An 18,965-nucleotide genomic window follows, 5' to 3' on the forward strand; every position below is an offset into this window, starting at 1 on the left:
CAGTTACCCGAAAGGATGTTGATGATTACATGAAATTTAGCGAATACCCGTACGAACGGCCGGATGTCGAGAAGCTAAAGGCCGGCTTTACCAAGCTTCTTAAAGGTCTTAGTGCTGAAAGTCTGGAAGAGCAGCGAGCCGCTTTTACCGCGATTAATAAGCTGCGTAATGAATTTGGCACCATGGAGACTTTGGCCAGCATCAGACACTCGATCAACACAGAGGATGAATTCTACAAAGCTGAACAAGATTACATGGATGAAGTGGGGCCGGTGATTCAGGAGTACATAACGGACTACTTCAGAGCCCTCGTGAACTCTAAGTTCAGAGCAGAGTTTGAACAGGAGTGGGGTACACAGCTGCTGCAGATTGCCGAAATCTCGCTGCGGACATTCAGCCCCGACATCATAGAGGACCTCCAGCTCGAGAATAAGCTGTCCACTGAGTATTCCCAGCTTATCGCTTCCGCCAAAATCCAGTTCGAAGGGGAAGAACGGACGTTGTCCCAGCTCGCCCCATTCGAGCTGTCAACAGACCGGGATATGCGCAAGCGTGCATCTGCGGCCAGATACCACTTTATGGCTGAACATGAGCCGGAATTTGACCGTATCTTCGACGAGCTTGTCCAGGTGCGGACCCGTATTGCCAAAAAGCTTGGGTACCATAGCTTCGTTGAACTCGGCTATGACCGGATGATGCGTACGGACTACAATGCTGAAATGGTCGCTAATTTCCGCAAGCAGGTGCAGGAGCATATCGTGCCTGCTTCCCGCAAGCTGAAGGAACGCCAGGCTGAGCGTCTGGGTCTTGCGGAGCTGAAATTTTATGATGAAAGTCTAAATTTCAACAACGGCAACGCCACTCCCAAAGGCGATCCCGATTGGATCATCGCAAACGGGGCCAAAATGTACAAAGAGCTGTCCCCTGAGACCGATCAGTTTTTCAGCTTCATGCTGGAGAATGAACTGATGGATCTGGTCAGCAAAAAAGGCAAACAATCTGGCGGTTACTGCACCTATCTCAGCCAGTACGAGGCTCCATTTATTTTCTCCAACTTCAACGGAACCTCCGGGGATATCGATGTGCTGACCCACGAAGTGGGGCATGCATTCCAAGTATACCAGAGCCGTCATATCCAATTGCCTGAGTATGCTTTTCCAACCTATGAAGCGGCGGAAATCCACTCCATGAGCATGGAGTTTTTCGCATGGCCATGGATGGACCTGTTCTTCGAGGAGGATGCTGCCAAATACCGTTTCAACCATCTGGGTGACAGTCTGCAGTTCATCCCCTATGGGGTTGCGGTAGATGAATTCCAGCATTTTGTCTATGCCAACCCGGATGCCACACCTGCCGAGCGCAAACTGGCCTGGCGCGAAATTGAGAAGAAATACCTGCCCCTGCGCGACTATGACGGCAATGATTATCTGGAGCAAGGGGGATTCTGGCATAAGCAGGCCCATATCTTCCGCTCTCCGTTCTACTATATTGACTACACATTGGCTCAGCTCTGCGCCTTCCAGTTCTGGAAACGGTCAAATGAGGATTTCCAATCAGCATGGGCCGACTACCTGCGGCTCTGTCAGGCTGGCGGAAGCCTGTCTTTCCTTCAATTGGTCGAGCTGGCCGGACTGAAATCTCCCTTTGAAGACGGCTGCATCAGCTCCGTGATTGGTGATATTGAAGGCTGGCTGAACAGCGTAGACGATAAGCAACTGTAAGTGCCGCTTCGGCTCCCTGTTAACTTACATTAGCAAAAAAGGAACCCAACTTTGGGGTTCCTTTTTTTTGTCCGCTGCCGGTATGATCTGCCTCGTTTATTTCTTTGCCTTTGCCGCCGCCTTCTCCCTATTCTCATCGGCTCTGAACTTTACAATCCGGCTGATCAGATCGAGTGGCAGCGGCTCATCCAGCGGAAACTGCACGGACCCCTTTGCCCCCTTGTACTGCGCCAGTTCCTCCTGAAAAGCCTCAATCCCGCGGGGTGCCGGATAAAATCCGATATGCTTCTTAAATGCTGCGAAGTGCACCAGATTCCCATGCAAGAAGAAGGTCGGCATCTGGTAGCTAATTTTCTCCTCAGCTTCCGGCGCAGACTCACGAATTACCTTTCTTACCGCTTCAAGCTTGTCCTGCACCTCAAAAGGGGCTTTCGCAATATAATCGTCTATCGACTCGTAGGTGATTTTTACGGGTTCCATAACCTGCTCCTCTCAGCTTCCTGAATTTATTCGTTGCAAATGGAATCCATATGACCGGTCACCACTCTAAGGATCCGCTGCTTGTCCAGCCGCTCAGGCTCCAGCATCGCATGCAGAGCCAGCCCATCAACCAGCGCATACAGCCGTTCAAGTTCATTGTCCTTATCCAGGCCCTGTCTCAGAAGTCCCTGTTCATGCAGATACCTGACCAGCATGTGTATAGCGGAATATACCCCATCGTCTACTTCGTCATAGTGATCCCCCACATACTTACGATGAAAGACAAAAGCAAACCATACCTCCATCTCAGCCATAGTATGGTCATCTACAGGAATCAATTCCATCAGAATCTTCGTAATCAGCTGTTTAGGCGGGAGATCGAGGGTAAGCAGGGCATTGATTCTGACATCGACCCGTTCCTTTACAAGATTCATGGCAAAAGCAATCAGCTCATGCTGTGTTGAGAAGTAATGGCGCAGAGCTCCCAGCGAAACGCCTGCTTCCTGCGCAATGTTCCGTACTGTCGCCCCTTTCATCCCCTGATTCATGATGACGCGCCAGGTTGCTTCTGCAATATGCGATTTTCTCTCTGAATGATCTACAATTTTTGGCATGTCTATATTGTATCATGAAGAAAACTTCGAGCGCAATTTAAATAATACAATTGTATTATTTAAATTCAGCTGTTATAATCCGATGTATCAAATACATGATTATACACAAGGGGTGGATTATGAATTGGGTTGCCTGGGCGATTGTCGCCTGCGAAGTTCTATTCTGGGTTGTCGTTCTTGCCGGTTTCTCGGCACGTTATTTATTCAAACGGAGGAAGCTGGGGCTGTTCTTTCTCGCCTTAACCCCGGTCCTGGACATCATTCTGCTAATTATTGCAGGAGTTGATTTGTACAACGGTGCTGCTGCCACCACGGCACATGCGCTTGCTGCCATTTATATTTCCGTATCTATCGTGTTTGGCAAAAGCATGATCCACTGGGCAGATGAACGCTTCCGCTATTACGTCACGAAGCTGGGACCTGCTCCGGTCAAACGATATGGCCTGGATCATGCCAGGCATTACTTCAAAGGCTGGGTGAAGCATGTGCTTTCTTTTCTGCTGGGGGGAGGGATTCTATATGGCCTCATTATCTGGATTGACGACCCTGCCCGTACGGATGCGCTCTTAAGCATTGTATCCCTATGGTCAGTTGTGGTGGGTATTGATCTGATCATCGCAAGCTCGTATTTCATTTGGCCGAGAAAAGCTAAAGGCTAAACATCCGAACCCACTTTATCTTTTAAAAAAGAACAGACCGCACTTTGCATTAAAAGCGTGGTCTGTTCTTCTTTGTCTAATTATGCTATTTTGCAAAGCTGCCTTCAATCATCCGTTTCAAAACAGTGGCTACCTCGGCTCTGGTTGCAGTGCCTTTGGGATCAAAGATATTTCCTGTTTTGCCGCTGATGAGGCCATAGCCTTGAATCGCTTCGACGGCTTCACTGGCCCATGCTGAAATCTGCCCATTGTCCGCAAAAGTAGCAGGAGTACTCCAATTCCCCGCTGGCAGTTTCGAAAATTTTAGATAATTATTCAGGATGACCGCCAGTTCCTCCCTCGTAACGGCCCGGTCAGGGGCAAAGGTATGGTTCCCAGTACCCTGAACTATACCGTTCGATGCGGCCCAGGCCACATAAGGTGAATAATATTTCGCTGCCGCAACATCGGTGAAGGCCGCTCCCATTGACAGCTCGGCACCCGACATTTTACCCAGAATTGCAGCAAGCATTCCCCGGGTTACCGTCTGATCCGGTGCAAAAGTGTTATGTCCAACTCCCGTAAACCATCCTCTCGCCGCTGTAAAATCAATGCTATCCTTTGCCCAGTGATTCAAGGTGTCGCTGAACCCCGCAGCATGATAGCCAATGGCAAAGGCGGAGAAATGACTGGTTCTAAAATCAACCGTTTGTGCAGCTTCATTATATTTGCTGATTACAGGTATGGCATTTCCACTGTTGTCCAAATATAACACTACGACTGCATTAGCGTTCTCTGCTGCTCCTCGTGTATAAGGCATTTGGACTTTAACCGATTCACCTCCAAAGCTTGTGATGCCAGTTGTCCCGCCAGTTATGGTAAAAGTATAAACCGGTCTGCTGCCGACCAGGTCACGGGTGCTGCTCCCATCCGTCCCTGAGGCCCGCCCAACACTGATCTTAATCGCTTGGCCTGAGGCTGCCTTGCTGATGGTTCCGATAACCTTGCTGCCAAAAGTAATGGATGCAAGCCCGCTGCTGATTTTCAGGTCAGCCCGGGTGTCAGCAGACAGCTGTGCCAGGAAGGTGCCGCTCAGCTCTAACGTTACTTTGGACGCTCCCTGCGAAGCTTCCCCGCGAATCTCCACCAAGGCTGGTTTACCCGCCTTCTCGCTCGCCTTTACATTATCCAGCAGCTTCCGGGCAGCTTCGTCCGTCAATTTGCCTGCCGCTTCTCCTGTCTCTGCATTCAGAGTCATAGCGGTCACAGCCACAGTATCCGTAACGGTTGCCGCTGCTTGCGGTGAAGCACTAGGGTTTACCGTTGCTTGTGCCGGTACTGAGGTTGGTGCGGCCGTTGGCGTGGGTGCCGGCGTTGGCGAAGCTGCTGGTGACGCCGATGCTGATACTGTAGGAGTTGGAGATGCAGTTGCTACCGGTGTCGGGTTTGCCGGTGTCTCTGGTTCTTCGGGTGTGTACTTGCCTTCTGGAATCTCTACGATAGAGACCGTTCCCGAAACTTCATTAGCAACCAGCAGTAGGGGATAACCCGTTGGGCTGTATTCTGCCGCAATGAAATTCTGGCCTTCAGGAGAGACATCCCCAGCAGCCAGGTAGGCCGGTTTGGCTCCAGAATAATCCACCGAATGCTCCAGATCTCTTGTATTCAAATAGTCGTAGAAGACCGGAGCGCTGATCTTTGACAGATCGTACATCATATTGCCACCGACCCGCTCCAGGCCTATAAAGGCATAAGGTTTCCCGTCCACGACCCCAACCTTGACATCCTCCGGCTCAGGGCCTTTTTTGGCGCTCCTTTTCTCAAAGACAAAGTCGTCATTAGACCAGTTGAAGCCTTTTGGAAGCAACGTTGCCGTGATTTTCTCGAAATCCGCTCCGCTATCGTAGACCAGGGACATATCCTCCGCATTCCAGACCGAAAAGGAACGTGCGCCGAAAAGATAAGTCTTCCCGCTTACAAATCCGGCTCCCGCAGGTCCCACCTCATAATCGGAAGTGTCAAAAGTGGTCACCTTCATACTTTTGGTGGCATCGCCATCCTGACCTTTGCCTAGCGTAACATCCTTCTCATTGCTATAACCGCTCCAGTCCCGGGAATCCCCTTCATTCGCTGTGATTACATAGGTTTTACCTCCAGCGGTATAAGTGGCGATCCCATCGGGATTGTACATGCCTAGAACACCCGGTTCACTTTTGATATTGATTTTGCCGTCTCTTCGCATATCCAGCTCGTTGCCGGGGATACTGTGGTCCTTAAAGCCCAGACCTTTGATGCTTGTAAAAGCACCCGTCTCCACATCCAGCGTTACTAAGGCATTCGCCTCCTGCAGGGAAATGAACGCATGCTTGCTGTCAGCGGACACGGCGATATATTCCGGCTCCAGATCCACAGAAGGTGCAGTTTGCTTTTTAAGAATCACGTTATCTGCTAAAAGGGTACTCCGCACTTCACTGCTGTCGAAACCGGTGAAATCAATGACCTTGGCTGTTTTCGCCTGCAGATTGATTAGAGTAACAGAGCCTTTGGGGTCAACAGCCGGGGCGGTATAGCCTTGTCTCGGTTCTCCTTCATCAGCGGCCAGCAAATATTTGTGGTCAGGTGTGAAGGTGACCATATCCGGCTGAACGCCTGCTGTATAGTGCGTGAGGTACTTCCCGTCATAGTCCAGCAGCAGTACTGCGCCGGATTTCTGATAGTCTGCTTCCTGCACGGCAATTGCAATCCTGTTCAGTTCTGTATCGATATCAATACTGGTAATATCTCCGAAGGTGAAGCCGTCAATCATCGAACTGACATCGATCCGTTTATCCAGCGTCAGCTGGGTTTCCCCTCCGGTTACCAGCGGCTTAAGGCTGACTATATCAATCTGTTTCTCCTTGCCGTTTATCAGATAGAACTTCTGATTGTCACTGTTATATTTAACGATCTCCGCAACTCCGCCTTCCAAATCGGAAAAACCTGTGGAGTAGCTGCCGATTTTATTCATACTCTTGCCATGCTCCCATACGTAAGTAGCGAGCGTCACTGTGTTGGGCTCATAAACGGCACCTGCAGCGGTAAGAACGGTTACATTTGGGGAGGGATCAGATTCATTGACCAAGTCCCTTTCTCCGATGGTTACGGCAGGTGCTGCGTGAACAGTATGGGATACCGGCAGCGTCATGAACAGCATGACTGAACCCATGAATGCGCTTAATATCCGTTTTGGATGTTTGATTAACATATATACCTCCCTGGTTTTTAATCTCTTTAACTTTAAGAGGCATCTGTAAAATCACGGGCAGTACTTTGTTAAATTTTAAGATAGTTGATGTTAACAAAACCATTGGCTCCGCTTCACGCTGAATCAATAGCTGCACAAAAACAGACCGCAATCCTATACAGGATGCGGTCTGTTCTTCGAGAAGGATTCACAGAAAATACAGCATTGGGATTAATCCAACCCGTGTTCTTTCCGGATATTGTACAATCCCTGCAGCAGCAGTTCCGACGGATCGCGGTTCAGCTGCAGATGAATTAATAGCATATGCAGCGGAATGGCGCAGACGTTATTGCCTTCGGTTAGTGCCGGAAATCCGGCTTCAAACACTGGACCATGGGTTTCATTCCAGGCCAGCCCGGCATGAACCTGCTCTGGAGCAAATTCTTCACGTACGGCTGCAATACAATGCGGCACAAGTACATTATCGATCATGGCCTTGGCTTCTTCTTCACTGGTTGGCGGCGGTGTGAGGGCTTTGCCTCCCTTGACCTTCATCAAGTCGATGAAAAACGAAGCCATCCAGATATTCGGACTGTTGTTCGTCTGGAATCTGGCGATCAGCTCGCGCAGGAAAAACCCGCAGGAGTAAACATCCTTCGCCTCATCCATCACATGGAATACAAATACCGGACCGTAAGCCTCCAGATTCATCACTTGGCCCTGAACCTCATTGAAATGCATCTTCAGCGCAACGATACCATTATGGTGAACCGCCTGTACAAGCTCAGCCATTTGCTCATCAGTCATGGGTTGCTGTTCGCTGGTTGTTTCATCGCTGGTTGCTTCTTCGCCGGTTTCTACCTCGTTCATTGCTTCATCAGTCGTTGACTTATTGTTCATTTTCATATTCACCCCACTTCCTATCATACCATCCCAAGGCGGGAAGCGACATCTTGTTATGGACAAGACATGTAATAGACAATATTGTAAATAAAAATGTTAAAAAACAATGCTTAGGGCAGCCGCCCCAGTGCATCACGGACCGCCTGCTTTTCCTTTTTTAGCACAGCTTCTTCCAGTGCCTGTTCCAGCAGGCTGCGGATCTGCAGCAATTCTGCACGACCGAAGCTCCCAGCTCCCTTGTCATAGAGGGCAGGGAACGCAGCAATGACGATCTGGCGCTGAACATCACTGCCCCCAAGCCACTGCACAATGTCAGACGGTGCGGGCTGTGAGTGAGCATACAATGCATCCCACCCGCCATAAGGAAAAGCGACCTTGTCCTCCATCCACACCAGCACCCTGCGGCTGTGAAAATTCTGCAGCAGCGAGTTCGCCGCATACCCGCTAGGCTTCGCCGGTGTCGCAGACACCTCCAGCATGCGGAAGACATGCTCCAGCCCTTCATCGCCTGGCAGACACTGAGCAGACAGATAAGCCAGCGTACTCCGGCTTACCTTAACGGATGAAGTCTCTGACCACAGGGAACGCACAAAGTCTGCTGCCTGTTCCTTAAGCACATCGCCGGCAAGACAAAGGATAGCCTCTTTATTATGGCTGTTACGTTCCTGTTCTGCCCGTTTCAAAAAAGCCTTCAGTACCTCACCGGCGTTATATGGACCAAAGGCTTCAGCAATCTCCTGATCCGTTCCGAACATCTCAGCATAGCGAAGAAGTAAAGGCAGCTCCTTCTGTGCCTGCCCCAGAGTCAATGTCAAATATTCATGCAACCAGGCTCTCCATTGTCTGCTGGCCTGCTTTTCCAGGTCCAACCCTGACTCACTGCAAAATTCCGGGTATTGCCATTCCTCTGCACCTACACAACCGAGCGCCGTAATCTTGTCGACGAACTCTGTGACCGACAGTGCCAGCAGCAGATATTCTGCCGTCTCATGTGCCCAATGGACGACTGCGGTTCCAGAAGCGCTAAGCAAATCCAGCAGCAGCTCATCCCCGTTGCCTGCCAGATGAAAGCTCAGATAACGCTGCTGCTCCCCGGTATATTCTTCTTCGTTAGAAACAAAAAAATCCAGCTGGTCCACATCCCAGCCTAGCCCTCCGCTCACCTCAAAGGGAAGAATTGCAGCATCCGGCAGACTCCAATAGACATAAGCTTGGCTTGCCCCCTCCTTCAGCAGAGTGCGCAGCTCTGGCGGGAGCCGGATTCCGAGCCTCGACTCCACTTCAGCAAGCCCGCTTTCTGCCGCAGGAGGACCCACGCTGAATTGAGTATCTGCACCCTTTTGCTCAAGCGCCTGAATAAGCTCCTGCCAGTGCCGTTTCCAGACATTCATTTGCTCTCTTATCAGAGCCGCCACCTCCCAGGTTGCTTAACTGCCATTTCAATTGCCGTATCTTACAGATTGTTCTTCTCCCAAAGCGCTACTTCCTCACGGACACGCGGAGCTACTTCGGTACCGAGCAGCCTGATCGCTTCCATCACCTCGGCATGGGGCATCGTGCCGTGCGGAACATGCAGCAGAAATCTCGTGATGCCCACATGCTTACGCAGATGAATGATCTTCTCTGCTACAGTTTCAGGGTCTCCCACATATAAAGCTCCGCCGAAGCTGCATGCCGCATCATAATCTGAACGGTGATATGGCGGAAGACCTTTCTCCACCGCTCTGACATTGGTCCGGGCATAAGTGGAAGGGAAGAACTGTTCAATCGCCTTCTGCCTATTCTCCGCGATAAAACCATGCGCATGGGCCGCAATCGGCAGCCGCGAGCTGTCATGGCCTGCACGCGCAGCAGCTTCTTGATAGAGCTTGACCTGTGACGCAAAATCCAGGGGCTGCACCGGTCCAATCATAGCCAGCGCAAAAGGCAGCCCAAGTTCACCTGCACGGACCGCAGACTCAGGACTTCCCGCGCTGGCTATCCATACGGGCAAAGGCTGCTGCACCGGACGCGGATAAATTCCCAGGTTATGTATGGCAGGTCTATGCTGGCCTTCCCAGCTCACCTTCTCAGATTGCTGGAGCTTCATCAGCAGATCCAATTTCTCTCCGAATAAGGTTTCATAGTCTTTCAGATCACAGCCGAATAATGGAAAGGACTCTGTGAAGGAACCACGGCCCACCATAATCTCAGCCCGTCCGTTTGACAGACCGTCCAGTGTGGCGAAATCCTGAAAAACACGCACCGGATCGGCAGATGACAGAATCATTACAGCACTGGTCAACCGGATTCTGGACGTCAGGGATGCAGCCGCTGCCATTACAACCGCAGGTGAAGAAGCGGCAAAATCCGGACGGTGATGCTCACCCACCCCGTATACATCCAATCCCACCTGATCCGCGAGTACAATCTCCTCCACCACTTCGCGCAGACGCTCCGCGTGGCTCATCGTTTCCCCTGTAATTACATCGGGTGTTGTTTCGACAAATGTACTAATTCCAAGTTCCACTATCTTGTTCCCCCAAGTTGTTCTCGAATTATCAATCACTATATTCTATATCTTTATAGTTGAATATTCAAAATTAAAAAATAATAGATTGAGTTTTAAGAATTTCTAATAAGGATCGGGGCGTAACTACGGAGAATGTTTGGACTTCCGGCCGCTGTTGTCTGCAGATTTCTTGATTTATACCGCTGTTCGCGGTGGAAATCCGCAGACAAAGGCGGACGCTTCCGCTCCTACAGTTCCAAACTTCTCCTCCGTCACTTTTCCTTATTGGTAATTTTAAAGATCAATCTATACAGGCAGCAAAAAGCAGATCGAACCGTCACATGGATGACGGCCCAATCTGCTTTTAGTATGCGGATTTCTCTACTACTCTTATTTATTAGCGGTTATTTCGGATGCCAGCTTCTCAGCTCCATCAAAAATCGAGTAGCTGTAGCCCCAGAACTGGTTGAAGTCGATCGGATAAATCGTCTTATTCTTGACAGCATTCAGACTTTGTAGCGACGGATCGGCGTAGAATGCCTTCAACGTCTGCTCCGGATCCACACCTCCGGTATATACCGAGAGCAGCAGGACATCCGGATTAGTTGCAATCAGCTGTTCTTTGCTGATATCTCCGGTAACTGTACCAAAACTGTTTTTGAGTCCCAGCAAACCGAGTACATCACCTGCAAACGTGTCAACATTTCCGCTGTAAATGGCAATGGCCCCATTGCCGCCGTCGGATACATATGCAAAGGTCTTCTCTCCGCTGACAGCAGACTTATCCTTAAGCGTCTGCGCACGCTTTTTCAATTCAGCGATATAGGCAGCAGCGTTCTCCTGTACATCAAAGATCTGGCCGATCTGTTCAATATCCTTGTACAGGCTGTCCAGTGTGGACCCCTTAACGCTGGTATTCTGCACGAATGTCTTGATGCCCAGTTCGTTCAATCCTTCTACCGTCCCAACGCCCCAATCTGCATCGGCATACAGGTCGCTGCGCCCCAGAACAAGATCAGGACTTGCTCCAACAACCAGCTCTTTACTGGCATATTCTTTCGAGATCACAGGGATCTTCTTGAATTCTTCCTGCACCGCCGGGTCACCTGCACCGTAAAGGGCCGCAACGCCGACCATTTTGTCGGTCAAGCCCAGCTTGATCAGCAGCTCAGCGGCTCCCTGGGTATTGGCTACCACTTTTTCAGGCGCCTTATCAAAAGTCTGTGATTTGGCTTTCCATTCCGTTCCTTCACCATTATTGGTGTAGTTCTCAATGGTAAGCGGATATACTGTTTTGGTACTTGGAGCAGCTTCCTCTGTGGCAGCTGGACTGCTTGAAGGCGCAGCCGATTCCGCCGCTTTATTTGCGTTCTTCGTGTCGGAAGAACATGCTGCTATCATTACCGCCATTACCAAAACCGCGAGTAGCGGCACATATCTTTTGAATACATTCTTCATTGCCTTAATCCCCTTTTCTATATGTACATTTGTGTATCCTGCATACTATTGTGTCAAGCCGATATCTGGCAGGTGATACAACCGTAGAATATAGAATGTGAGAACCGTTGTCAATGATAATAATTCTCATTGACAACGGTTCTCAATATGGATTATATTTTAAATTAAACATATATTAAGGAGCCCAATGAATGCCATGCAAACCGATCTAGCTACACAATCTGAACCTAAGAAGTCTATTATCCACACCCGTTACGGCTTTATGACCGTCATTGGTATTCTGCTTATTATTACAATATTGTCTGCCGGGGCTGCGGTCTCCTTTGGGCAGGTTGACATTCCCGTCTCCCAATCCTACCGGATCCTGCTCCACCACCTCACGGGTATTCAAATCGGAGATGTACAGGAACTGACTTCCGGCTCCTTCGTCGATATTATCTGGAAAATCCGCTTTCCCCGCGTTCTGATGGCTTTGTTCATCGGAGCGGGACTCACGTTATGCGGAACCATCATGCAGGCGGCGGTTCAGAATCCTCTCGCTGATCCATACATACTGGGTATTTCATCCGGCGCTTCCCTCGGAGCAACGTTCGCTATTCTGATCGGCTTTGGTTCGATGGGATTACTGGGCCAGACAGGAGTTGCCTTCTGGGCCTTCGCCGGTGCGGTCGGCGCTTCCCTGCTGGTCCTGATTCTGGCAAGCGCGGGCGGCAAAATGACCTCCGTCAAGCTCGTCCTGGCCGGTATGGTTATTAACGCCTTGTGCACCGCCTTTGCCAATTTCATCGTTTATTTTGCCAACAACGCAGAAGGCATCAAGACCGTTACATTCTGGACGATGGGCAGCCTGGCCGCTGCGAGCTGGGACAAACTTCCGCTAATCTCGATATCTGTCCTTCTTGCCATTTTCTTTTTTCTGATACAATTTCGGGTCTTGAACGCTATGATGCTGGGCGATGAAGCAGCGGTCACCCTGGGCATTCATCTGGGTGCTTACCGCAAAGCCTATATGATGATTACTGCGCTGATTACAGGGGTGATGGTGGCAAGCTGCGGCATGATCGGATTCGTGGGTCTAATCATCCCCCATTTAGTCAGAGGACTGGTTGGCTCGGATCACCGGAGACTGCTGCCCGCGTCCATTCTGTTCGGAGCGATCTTTCTGATCTGGACAGATGTCATTGCGCGGACGATTGTGCCAAATGTAGAGCTCCCCATCGGGATCATTACCGCCTTAATCGGCGCACCGATGTTCATGTACATGCTGATCAAAAAAGGCTACGCATTTGGAGGGAAAAGCTAATGAACTTGAACGTTGATCACCTGAGCGTCTCTTTTGCCGATGCGAAAATTGTAAAAGATGTATCCCTGAAGGTCAGAAACAAGCAATTTGTCGGCCTCATTGGTCCGAACGGCTGCGGCAAATCTACACTCCTCAAGAGTATTTATAAAGTGATCAAGCCCCGCCAAGGCGATGTATTCCTGTCCGAAATGAATGTAATGAAATCAAGCCCCCGAATCGTGGCGCAAAAGCTGGGTGTAGTCGGCCAGTTCAACGAACTCAGCTTTGACTTCACCGTACGGGAAATGGTTGCTATGGGGAGAACCCCGCATAAAGGGATGCTGGAGACCGATAATCAAGAGGACTTCAGCATTGTCTCAGGCGCTCTGCGCAAGGTCAACCTGGAAGGCCATGCAGACCGCAGTTATAATTCACTATCCGGTGGTGAAAAACAGCGTGTCATCCTCGCCCGCGTTCTGGCCCAGCAGCCCGAATTCATGATTCTGGATGAGCCGACTAATCATCTTGATATTAAATACCAGCTGCAAATTCTAAATATTGTTAAAAAGCTCGACATCGGCATTCTCGCCGCACTCCATGACCTCACCCTTGCTGCGGAATACTGTGATTATCTGTACGTCATGAAAAAGGGTCAAGTGGCCGCCTGCGGGAAGCCGGAGGATATATTGACGAAGGAATTAATCGGCCAGGTATTTGATGTGGCCTGTGAGACCTACCGCAACCCCGTGACCGGGGCGCTTGGCATTGCTTATCTGGAGACACGCTAGTTACGAAAGCAACCTTTTTAGCCCTTCCGCTTCCCTAATCAGAAGTCGGAAGGGCTTATTCGTGTTTTGGGGCAGGGTCCTGATCATTCGAACTGAATCTCTGTCTTAAATACGATAACCGCTCTATAGGTTGTAAGTTCTCAATCTTATCAGTCCCATTTCTGAAATTAGCTCTTTGGAGACAAAAAAAGAAACGGCATTTCTGCCGTTTCTTCTGTGATGGACTCTCAGGGGCTCGAACCCTGGACAAATAGATTAAGAGTCTACTGCTCTACCAACTGAGCTAAGAGTCCACATCATTGGTCGAATCATACCGCCTTTAGCTCATTCGCAGAAGAACGGAATAAATCTCTCGTATAAAAGATTATATCATGATACAAAACATAGATCAAGGTTTATTTTTCGAGTTTTCTAAAAAGAATAATTTACGGCGGATCATAACATTCGTCTTGCTTGGAGCAGTAAAATAGACTGCCTTCATCCGAATATGAAGTGCAGTCTATTCCAGCAGGTCACAGAACCGAACGCAAAAACCTGCCCGTGTGGGAAGCTTCCACTTCAGCTACCTGCTCCGGTGTGCCTTCGGCAACCACATACCCGCCGTCATGGCCTCCTTCCGGGCCCATATCAATAATATAGTCAGCGGACTTCATGACATCCAGATGATGTTCAACAACGATAACCGTATGCCCGCTATCCACCAGTTTGCCCAGAGACAGCAGCAGCTTTTGGATATCCGACAGATGCAGCCCTGTGGTAGGCTCATCAAGGATATACAAATTGCGGGCTCCCCTCTTGATTTTGGACAGCTCATACACCAGCTTGACACGCTGTGCCTCTCCGCCGGACAGGGTGGTCGAGCTTTGACCTAAGCGCATATAGCCAAGTCCGAGTTCATCCATAATCTCCAGCTTATGCTTCAGGTACTTATGGCCGCTGAAGAATTCACGGGCTTCCTCCACCGTCATCTCCAGTACATCGGCGATACTTTTACCCTGGACCTTAATTTCCAGACCCTCCTCCGAGAACCGCTGCCCCTTGCACACCGGACAAATCGTTTCGATATCGGCCATAAACTGCAGATTGGTGACGATTACTCCGTCTCCGGCGCATTGCTCACAGCGGGTACCTCCTGCATGGGTCAGACTGAAGTCAATTGCCTGGTATCCCCTGTCCACCGCTTCCGGCTGCATGGCGAAGAGATCCCGGATTTTATCATAGATGCCTATGTAGGTTGCCGGGTTCGATTTGCTGTTCCTTCCAATAGGGGTCTGGTCAATATTAATGACATTGTTCAGCAGATCCGCACCGAACAGAAAATCATGCTCGCCTGCAACAATCCGCGCAGCCGTTTTGTCGATTTTCAATTGCTTGAACAGAATCTCGTTAATCAGTGAGCTTTTCCCTGAACCGGATACTCCGGTAATACAGATGAACACACCCAGTGGAATATCCAGATCCACATTCTTCAGGTTGTTTTCCCGGGCGCCTTGAATGCTCAGAAAATCGTCTCCCAGGCTTCTGCGCTTGAAGGGGACAGGAATGCTGGCTTTTCCCGATAGATATTGGCCTGTCACTGACAGGGGCTCACCTATAATATCCTCAATGGTCCCGCACGCTACAACCTGACCCCCATGAATTCCTGGACCCGGGCCGATTTCGATAATATGATCCGCACTCTGTATGGTATCCATATCATGCTCAACCACAATTACGGTATTGCCGATATCCCGCAGCTTCTTCATGGTGTCAATCACGCGGCTGGAATCCCGGGGATGCAGGCCAATACTTGGCTCGTCCATGACGTACAGCATTCCCATCAGCTCACTGCTGATCTGGGTCGACATTTTGATCCGCTGCATCTCACCGCCCGAAATACTGTCGCTTCTCCGGCTAAGACTGATATAGTGCAGTCCGATATCAACGAGCAGGGATACCCTGGTGCGGATCTCGTGAATGATCGAGGAGGCCACATCCTGAATCTCTGCCCCAAACGTCAATGCTTCCAGCGAATGTAGCAGCTCAGGCAGCTGTTTGCGGCATAGCTGGTCAATGTTTTCTTCTCCGAGGGTAACCTGTAGGCGCTGTTTCTTGAGCCTTGCTCCATGGCATTCCGGGCAGATCTTCTCAATCATACAATCCTTGATGAACGTCGGTTCGAAGGCTTCCGAGGTAGAACTTTTCCGTATGTAATGCTTGTACCAGCTCTCCATCTCGTGAACGAACCCCCAGAATGGACGGTCACGTCCGATCATCCAGTTCTTCTTCGTTGAATTAGGGGGCTGGAGCATGGGGAGCACCTCGCCTTTGGTCCCGTAGAAGAGAAGCTCATGAATTTCCTTCGACAGATCGCAGAAAGGAGTGTCGAGATCGAAATGATACTTCTGGGACAAGCTGTACATCAGCACAGAACGATAGCTGTCCTTGCCCGCAGGGTTGAACACTGTACTTTTGAGCGCACCCTTGTTGATGCTTCTCTCCGGTGCCACTACCAGAAAACGGGGCTCCACCACATAAGACATCCCTACCCCGAGGCAGGTATGGCAGGCGCTTACAGGCGTGTTGAAGGAGAAATGAAAAGGCTGCATGTCACACAGGAAGAAATGATGCTCCAGGCAGCCGAAATCCTGGTAGAAGGTCGGATCAATGCCTCCCGGAACCACCACTTTAATCATAATATCCTCTTCCAGTGCCAGCATTGCAGCTTCGATGGATTTGGTCAATTGAATATAGGTATCTTTCTTCAGCTGAAAGCGGTCAATGACCATTTCTATATGGTATTCCTGCGCTTCGTCCAGTTCTGTTTTTTCTGCCAGTGAAAATGGCTCGCCATCCACCAGCAGATTCTTGTACCCCTTGTCCCGGAGTTGCTGGAAGGTGAAGCTGTAGTCTTCTCCGTATACTTTATAGACGGGGGCCCGCAGCTCTACCACAGTTCCAAAAGGCAAGGAGGAAATACGCTCGGCGATCTGGGCGGCAGACAGCTGCTTCAGGGAATGACTGCATTCCGGACATTTGCCTACACCCGCCGTGGAATACAGCAGACGAAGATAATCGTTGATATCCGTAACCGTGCCGACAGTTGAACGCGGATTGTTATTGCTTTTCTTCTGTTCAATCGCGATGACCGGGGACAAGCCGCGCACATAATCGACCTTTGCCTTTTTGAGCTGGCTGATCCGGCTTTTGGCGAAGGTGGAGATGGAATCCAGAAACCTCCGTTGCCCCTCTCCGTAAATGACGTCAAAAGCGAGTGAGGACTTCCCCGAGCCGGAGACCCCGGTAATCACCGTTAACTGGTCACGCGGGATTTCAACGGAGATGTTCTTCAGGTTGTTCTGCTTGGCCCCGGAGATCTCGATAGTTGTTCTAATGGACATGCTTCAAGCTCCCTTCTGCAATCGTATTTACGGAATGTAAAGATAGCCTGCTTCCTCAACAGCCGGCTTGCTTTTGGGCGTGATCCGAATCGTCTGGGTGACTTTTTCAAGGATGCCTTGCTGAACCAGATAGTCCATAACACCAACCAGCTGGTCACTCTGCACATGAAAATGCTTATTGATCAGCGTTGCGGTTTTGATCTCCTGATCCCTCATGAATTCAAGCACCGGCCTAGAAAAGATGGGGAGATGCCGCTCCAGCACCTTGTCCAAACATTCTAATCCGCTCTCAATTTCCGCTATGGTCATATGATGGGACATCGCATCTTGATACAATGGAGCAAGAACCTCCGGATTCAAGAGCTGTGCTCTCTGAATCGCTTCCCTGGATATGGCTTCACCGCGGATGCAGAGCTCCATATGGGCAACCGACTCTGCAGCTTTTAACAAGTAATACTGCGCATACAGCAGATCCTGCCGGACTGTCAGCCACTTCCGGGTTTTGTCGCGCAAAAATACAAGCTGACTTGCAATATGAAGGGCGGAAATCGCAATATCATCACTGCCTATGATCTTGAGGTCTTCGAAGTATTCGATCAGGCTGTCATCCGTGGAATAGACCATCTTACCCTTGGAGTAGTAGGATTGGGCAAAGGACCCGCCCAGCGCCCGTTCCATTCCCCGCTTGAAATCGCTGCGAACCACAAGATACACATTAATTAGAATACCGTCCTCGTCGATACAATAGGTTGTTGTGGCAAGGGGCTGGTCCCGGACAACCATGGTCATATCTATATCGCTTTTTTCCCAAATCACATCATAGGCCAGACTCCCGCTGATAATAATAGCAATCACATTCGGATCGCTGCTGACCTTGCCAATAAAACTGTTCTGTGCGGCTATGTAGCGTGCTCTCAGCTCTGCTTGCGCTGCAATATCCATCCTTCCAGCTCTCCTCCCTCTTCTTATAAAAATTCCCTTTTGGTGTTTTCCGTTTATGGTAGAATCATACTACACTGAGATTTAAAGAACCGGACAAAAATTGCTGGGTTATCATTCAACAAGTTCAACTTGCAAAGGAGCAAATATGGAACTTCATCTCCTGGAAACGATCAATCATACAACGGAATTTATCGAGGATCATCTGCTCGAAGAGCTAAGCCTGGACCGTATCTCAGAGCAGGTGAACATCTCCAAATTCCATTTACTCCGCATCTGGAAAGGAGCCACGGCAACCGGCCTGATGGAATATGTGCGCAGAAGGCGGATCGCCTTGTCGCTGGGAGATCTGATCCATGAACGGAACAGCATCGAGTTCATCTCCTCCAAATACTCCTTCGGTTGTGAACGCACCTATTCCAGAGTCTTCAAGGAGGAATTCAACATCAGCCCGGCCAAATGGCGGCGAAGTCCTTCTCCACTGCAGATCATGGACAGGTTCAATGCCGATTTTCTGCACCGGGCAGGAGAAGGTCTTATCTACTTCCATTCCACAAGCGTGTTGCCTCCCTTTTCCATTGCAGGACTGGAATATCAGGTGGATGTGAACGACAATATGGCAAATCAGACGGCCAACCGGCTGGGTGTCGCCTTCTTCTATAAGGACCGTCCAAGAATCATTAATCCAGTCAACAAAGATACTTATATCGGGTATACCACCGTTCCGGAGCCGTTTCAGGGCTATACCTGGTACCAGCCCTCTGTCGAAGTGAATCAGAGCAGCATCATTCCGCCGGATATGTCACTCAAGCATGTTGCACCCCACAGATACGGTGTGTTCACTTATATGGGCCCTCATCGGCCTGAGGAGATCAATTCGAAGTCCTTAAGCCTCATCTGGAAGCACATCTTTGACACCTGGATGCCCACCATACAATTCGATCTGGAAGAGAAATTCAGCTTCGAGCTCATCAATTACGCCAGATGTAATAAGAAGTATTGTGAATGTAATTTGTATTATCCGATTTCGAAGATATGAACACAGCCG

Annotated in this window: 14 protein-coding genes and 1 tRNA gene; 5 read left to right on the plus strand and 10 right to left on the minus strand. The window is 49.9% G+C overall.

Annotated features, from left to right (window positions below; all coding sequences use genetic code 11):
* Positions 1 to 29: 29 nt before the first annotated feature.
* The gene (locus tag A3842_RS09845; RefSeq protein ID WP_074101225.1) at positions 30 to 1,721 is read left to right on the plus strand and encodes a M3 family oligoendopeptidase; all 1,692 of its coding nucleotides are present in this window, start codon (positions 30 to 32) and stop codon (positions 1,719 to 1,721) included.
* Between the two features lie 96 nt (positions 1,722 to 1,817).
* On the opposite strand, the gene A3842_RS09850 is transcribed toward A3842_RS09845, so the two are convergent.
* Both A3842_RS09850 and A3842_RS09855 read right to left on the minus strand, forming a co-directional pair.
* The gene (locus A3842_RS09850; RefSeq protein WP_074086351.1) at positions 1,818 to 2,201 is read right to left on the minus strand and encodes an iron chaperone; all 384 of its coding nucleotides are present in this window, start codon (positions 2,199 to 2,201) and stop codon (positions 1,818 to 1,820) included.
* Between the two features lie 26 nt (positions 2,202 to 2,227).
* Entirely contained in the window at positions 2,228 to 2,815 is a 588-nt protein-coding gene (locus tag A3842_RS09855) for a TetR/AcrR family transcriptional regulator (protein WP_074101226.1), read from the minus strand.
* Between the two features lie 119 nt (positions 2,816 to 2,934).
* On the opposite strand from A3842_RS09855, the gene A3842_RS09860 reads away from it, so the two are divergent.
* A complete protein-coding gene (locus A3842_RS09860; protein WP_074101227.1) occupies positions 2,935 to 3,474 on the plus strand; it encodes a hypothetical protein in 540 nt (179 codons plus the stop codon).
* Positions 3,475 to 3,559: 85 nt separating this feature from the next.
* Here A3842_RS09860 and A3842_RS09865 read toward each other — a convergent pair whose 3' ends face one another.
* From A3842_RS09865 to A3842_RS09885, 5 genes are all read right to left on the minus strand, one after another.
* Positions 3,560 to 6,697 carry a choice-of-anchor I family protein gene (locus A3842_RS09865; protein WP_074101228.1) on the minus strand — a complete coding sequence of 1,046 codons (3,138 nt, stop codon included), beginning with the start codon at positions 6,695 to 6,697 and terminating at the stop codon, positions 3,560 to 3,562.
* Positions 6,698 to 6,907: 210 nt separating this feature from the next.
* Positions 6,908 to 7,576 carry a hypothetical protein gene (locus A3842_RS09870; protein WP_256701637.1) on the minus strand — a complete coding sequence of 223 codons (669 nt, stop codon included), beginning with the start codon at positions 7,574 to 7,576 and terminating at the stop codon, positions 6,908 to 6,910.
* 113 nt (positions 7,577 to 7,689) lie between these two features.
* Positions 7,690 to 8,970 carry an SMI1/KNR4 family protein gene (locus tag A3842_RS09875; protein ID WP_074086346.1) on the minus strand — a complete coding sequence of 427 codons (1,281 nt, stop codon included), beginning with the start codon at positions 8,968 to 8,970 and terminating at the stop codon, positions 7,690 to 7,692.
* A gap of 62 nt (positions 8,971 to 9,032) precedes the next feature.
* Positions 9,033 to 10,088 carry an LLM class flavin-dependent oxidoreductase gene (locus A3842_RS09880; protein WP_074086345.1) on the minus strand — a complete coding sequence of 352 codons (1,056 nt, stop codon included), beginning with the start codon at positions 10,086 to 10,088 and terminating at the stop codon, positions 9,033 to 9,035.
* Positions 10,089 to 10,460: 372 nt separating this feature from the next.
* Positions 10,461 to 11,528, minus strand: a complete 1,068-nt coding sequence (locus A3842_RS09885) for an ABC transporter substrate-binding protein (protein WP_074086344.1) — start codon at positions 11,526 to 11,528, stop codon at positions 10,461 to 10,463.
* 196 nt (positions 11,529 to 11,724) lie between these two features.
* Between A3842_RS09885 and A3842_RS09890 the strand changes: the two genes are divergently transcribed.
* Positions 11,725 to 12,831, plus strand: a complete 1,107-nt coding sequence (locus tag A3842_RS09890) for a FecCD family ABC transporter permease (RefSeq protein WP_074101266.1) — start codon at positions 11,725 to 11,727, stop codon at positions 12,829 to 12,831.
* Positions 12,831 to 13,598 carry an ABC transporter ATP-binding protein gene (locus A3842_RS09895; RefSeq protein WP_074101230.1) on the plus strand — a complete coding sequence of 256 codons (768 nt, stop codon included), beginning with the start codon at positions 12,831 to 12,833 and terminating at the stop codon, positions 13,596 to 13,598. The genes A3842_RS09890 and A3842_RS09895 overlap by 1 nt, the downstream gene beginning before the upstream one ends.
* Before the next feature lie 220 nt (positions 13,599 to 13,818).
* On the opposite strand, the gene A3842_RS09900 is transcribed toward A3842_RS09895, so the two are convergent.
* The 3 genes from A3842_RS09900 to A3842_RS09910 form a co-directional block, all read right to left on the minus strand.
* Positions 13,819 to 13,891, minus strand: a tRNA-Lys gene (locus A3842_RS09900).
* A gap of 219 nt (positions 13,892 to 14,110) precedes the next feature.
* Positions 14,111 to 16,978 carry an excinuclease ABC subunit UvrA gene (gene uvrA, locus A3842_RS09905; protein ID WP_074101231.1) on the minus strand — a complete coding sequence of 956 codons (2,868 nt, stop codon included), beginning with the start codon at positions 16,976 to 16,978 and terminating at the stop codon, positions 14,111 to 14,113.
* A 27-nt stretch (positions 16,979 to 17,005) separates the two neighbouring features.
* Positions 17,006 to 17,920, minus strand: a complete 915-nt coding sequence (locus A3842_RS09910; RefSeq protein WP_074101232.1) for a nucleotidyltransferase — start codon at positions 17,918 to 17,920, stop codon at positions 17,006 to 17,008.
* 145 nt (positions 17,921 to 18,065) lie between these two features.
* Here A3842_RS09910 and A3842_RS09915 point away from each other — a divergent pair, with 145 nt between their 5' ends.
* Positions 18,066 to 18,956: a helix-turn-helix domain-containing protein gene (locus tag A3842_RS09915; protein WP_074101233.1), complete on the plus strand. Its 891-nt coding sequence runs from the start codon at positions 18,066 to 18,068 to the stop codon at positions 18,954 to 18,956.
* The last annotated feature ends 9 nt before the right edge of the window (positions 18,957 to 18,965 follow it).

Source organism: Paenibacillus sp. P3E, assembly GCF_001909045.1.
Lineage (GTDB): Bacteria > Bacillota > Bacilli > Paenibacillales > Paenibacillaceae > Paenibacillus_AQ > Paenibacillus_AQ helianthi.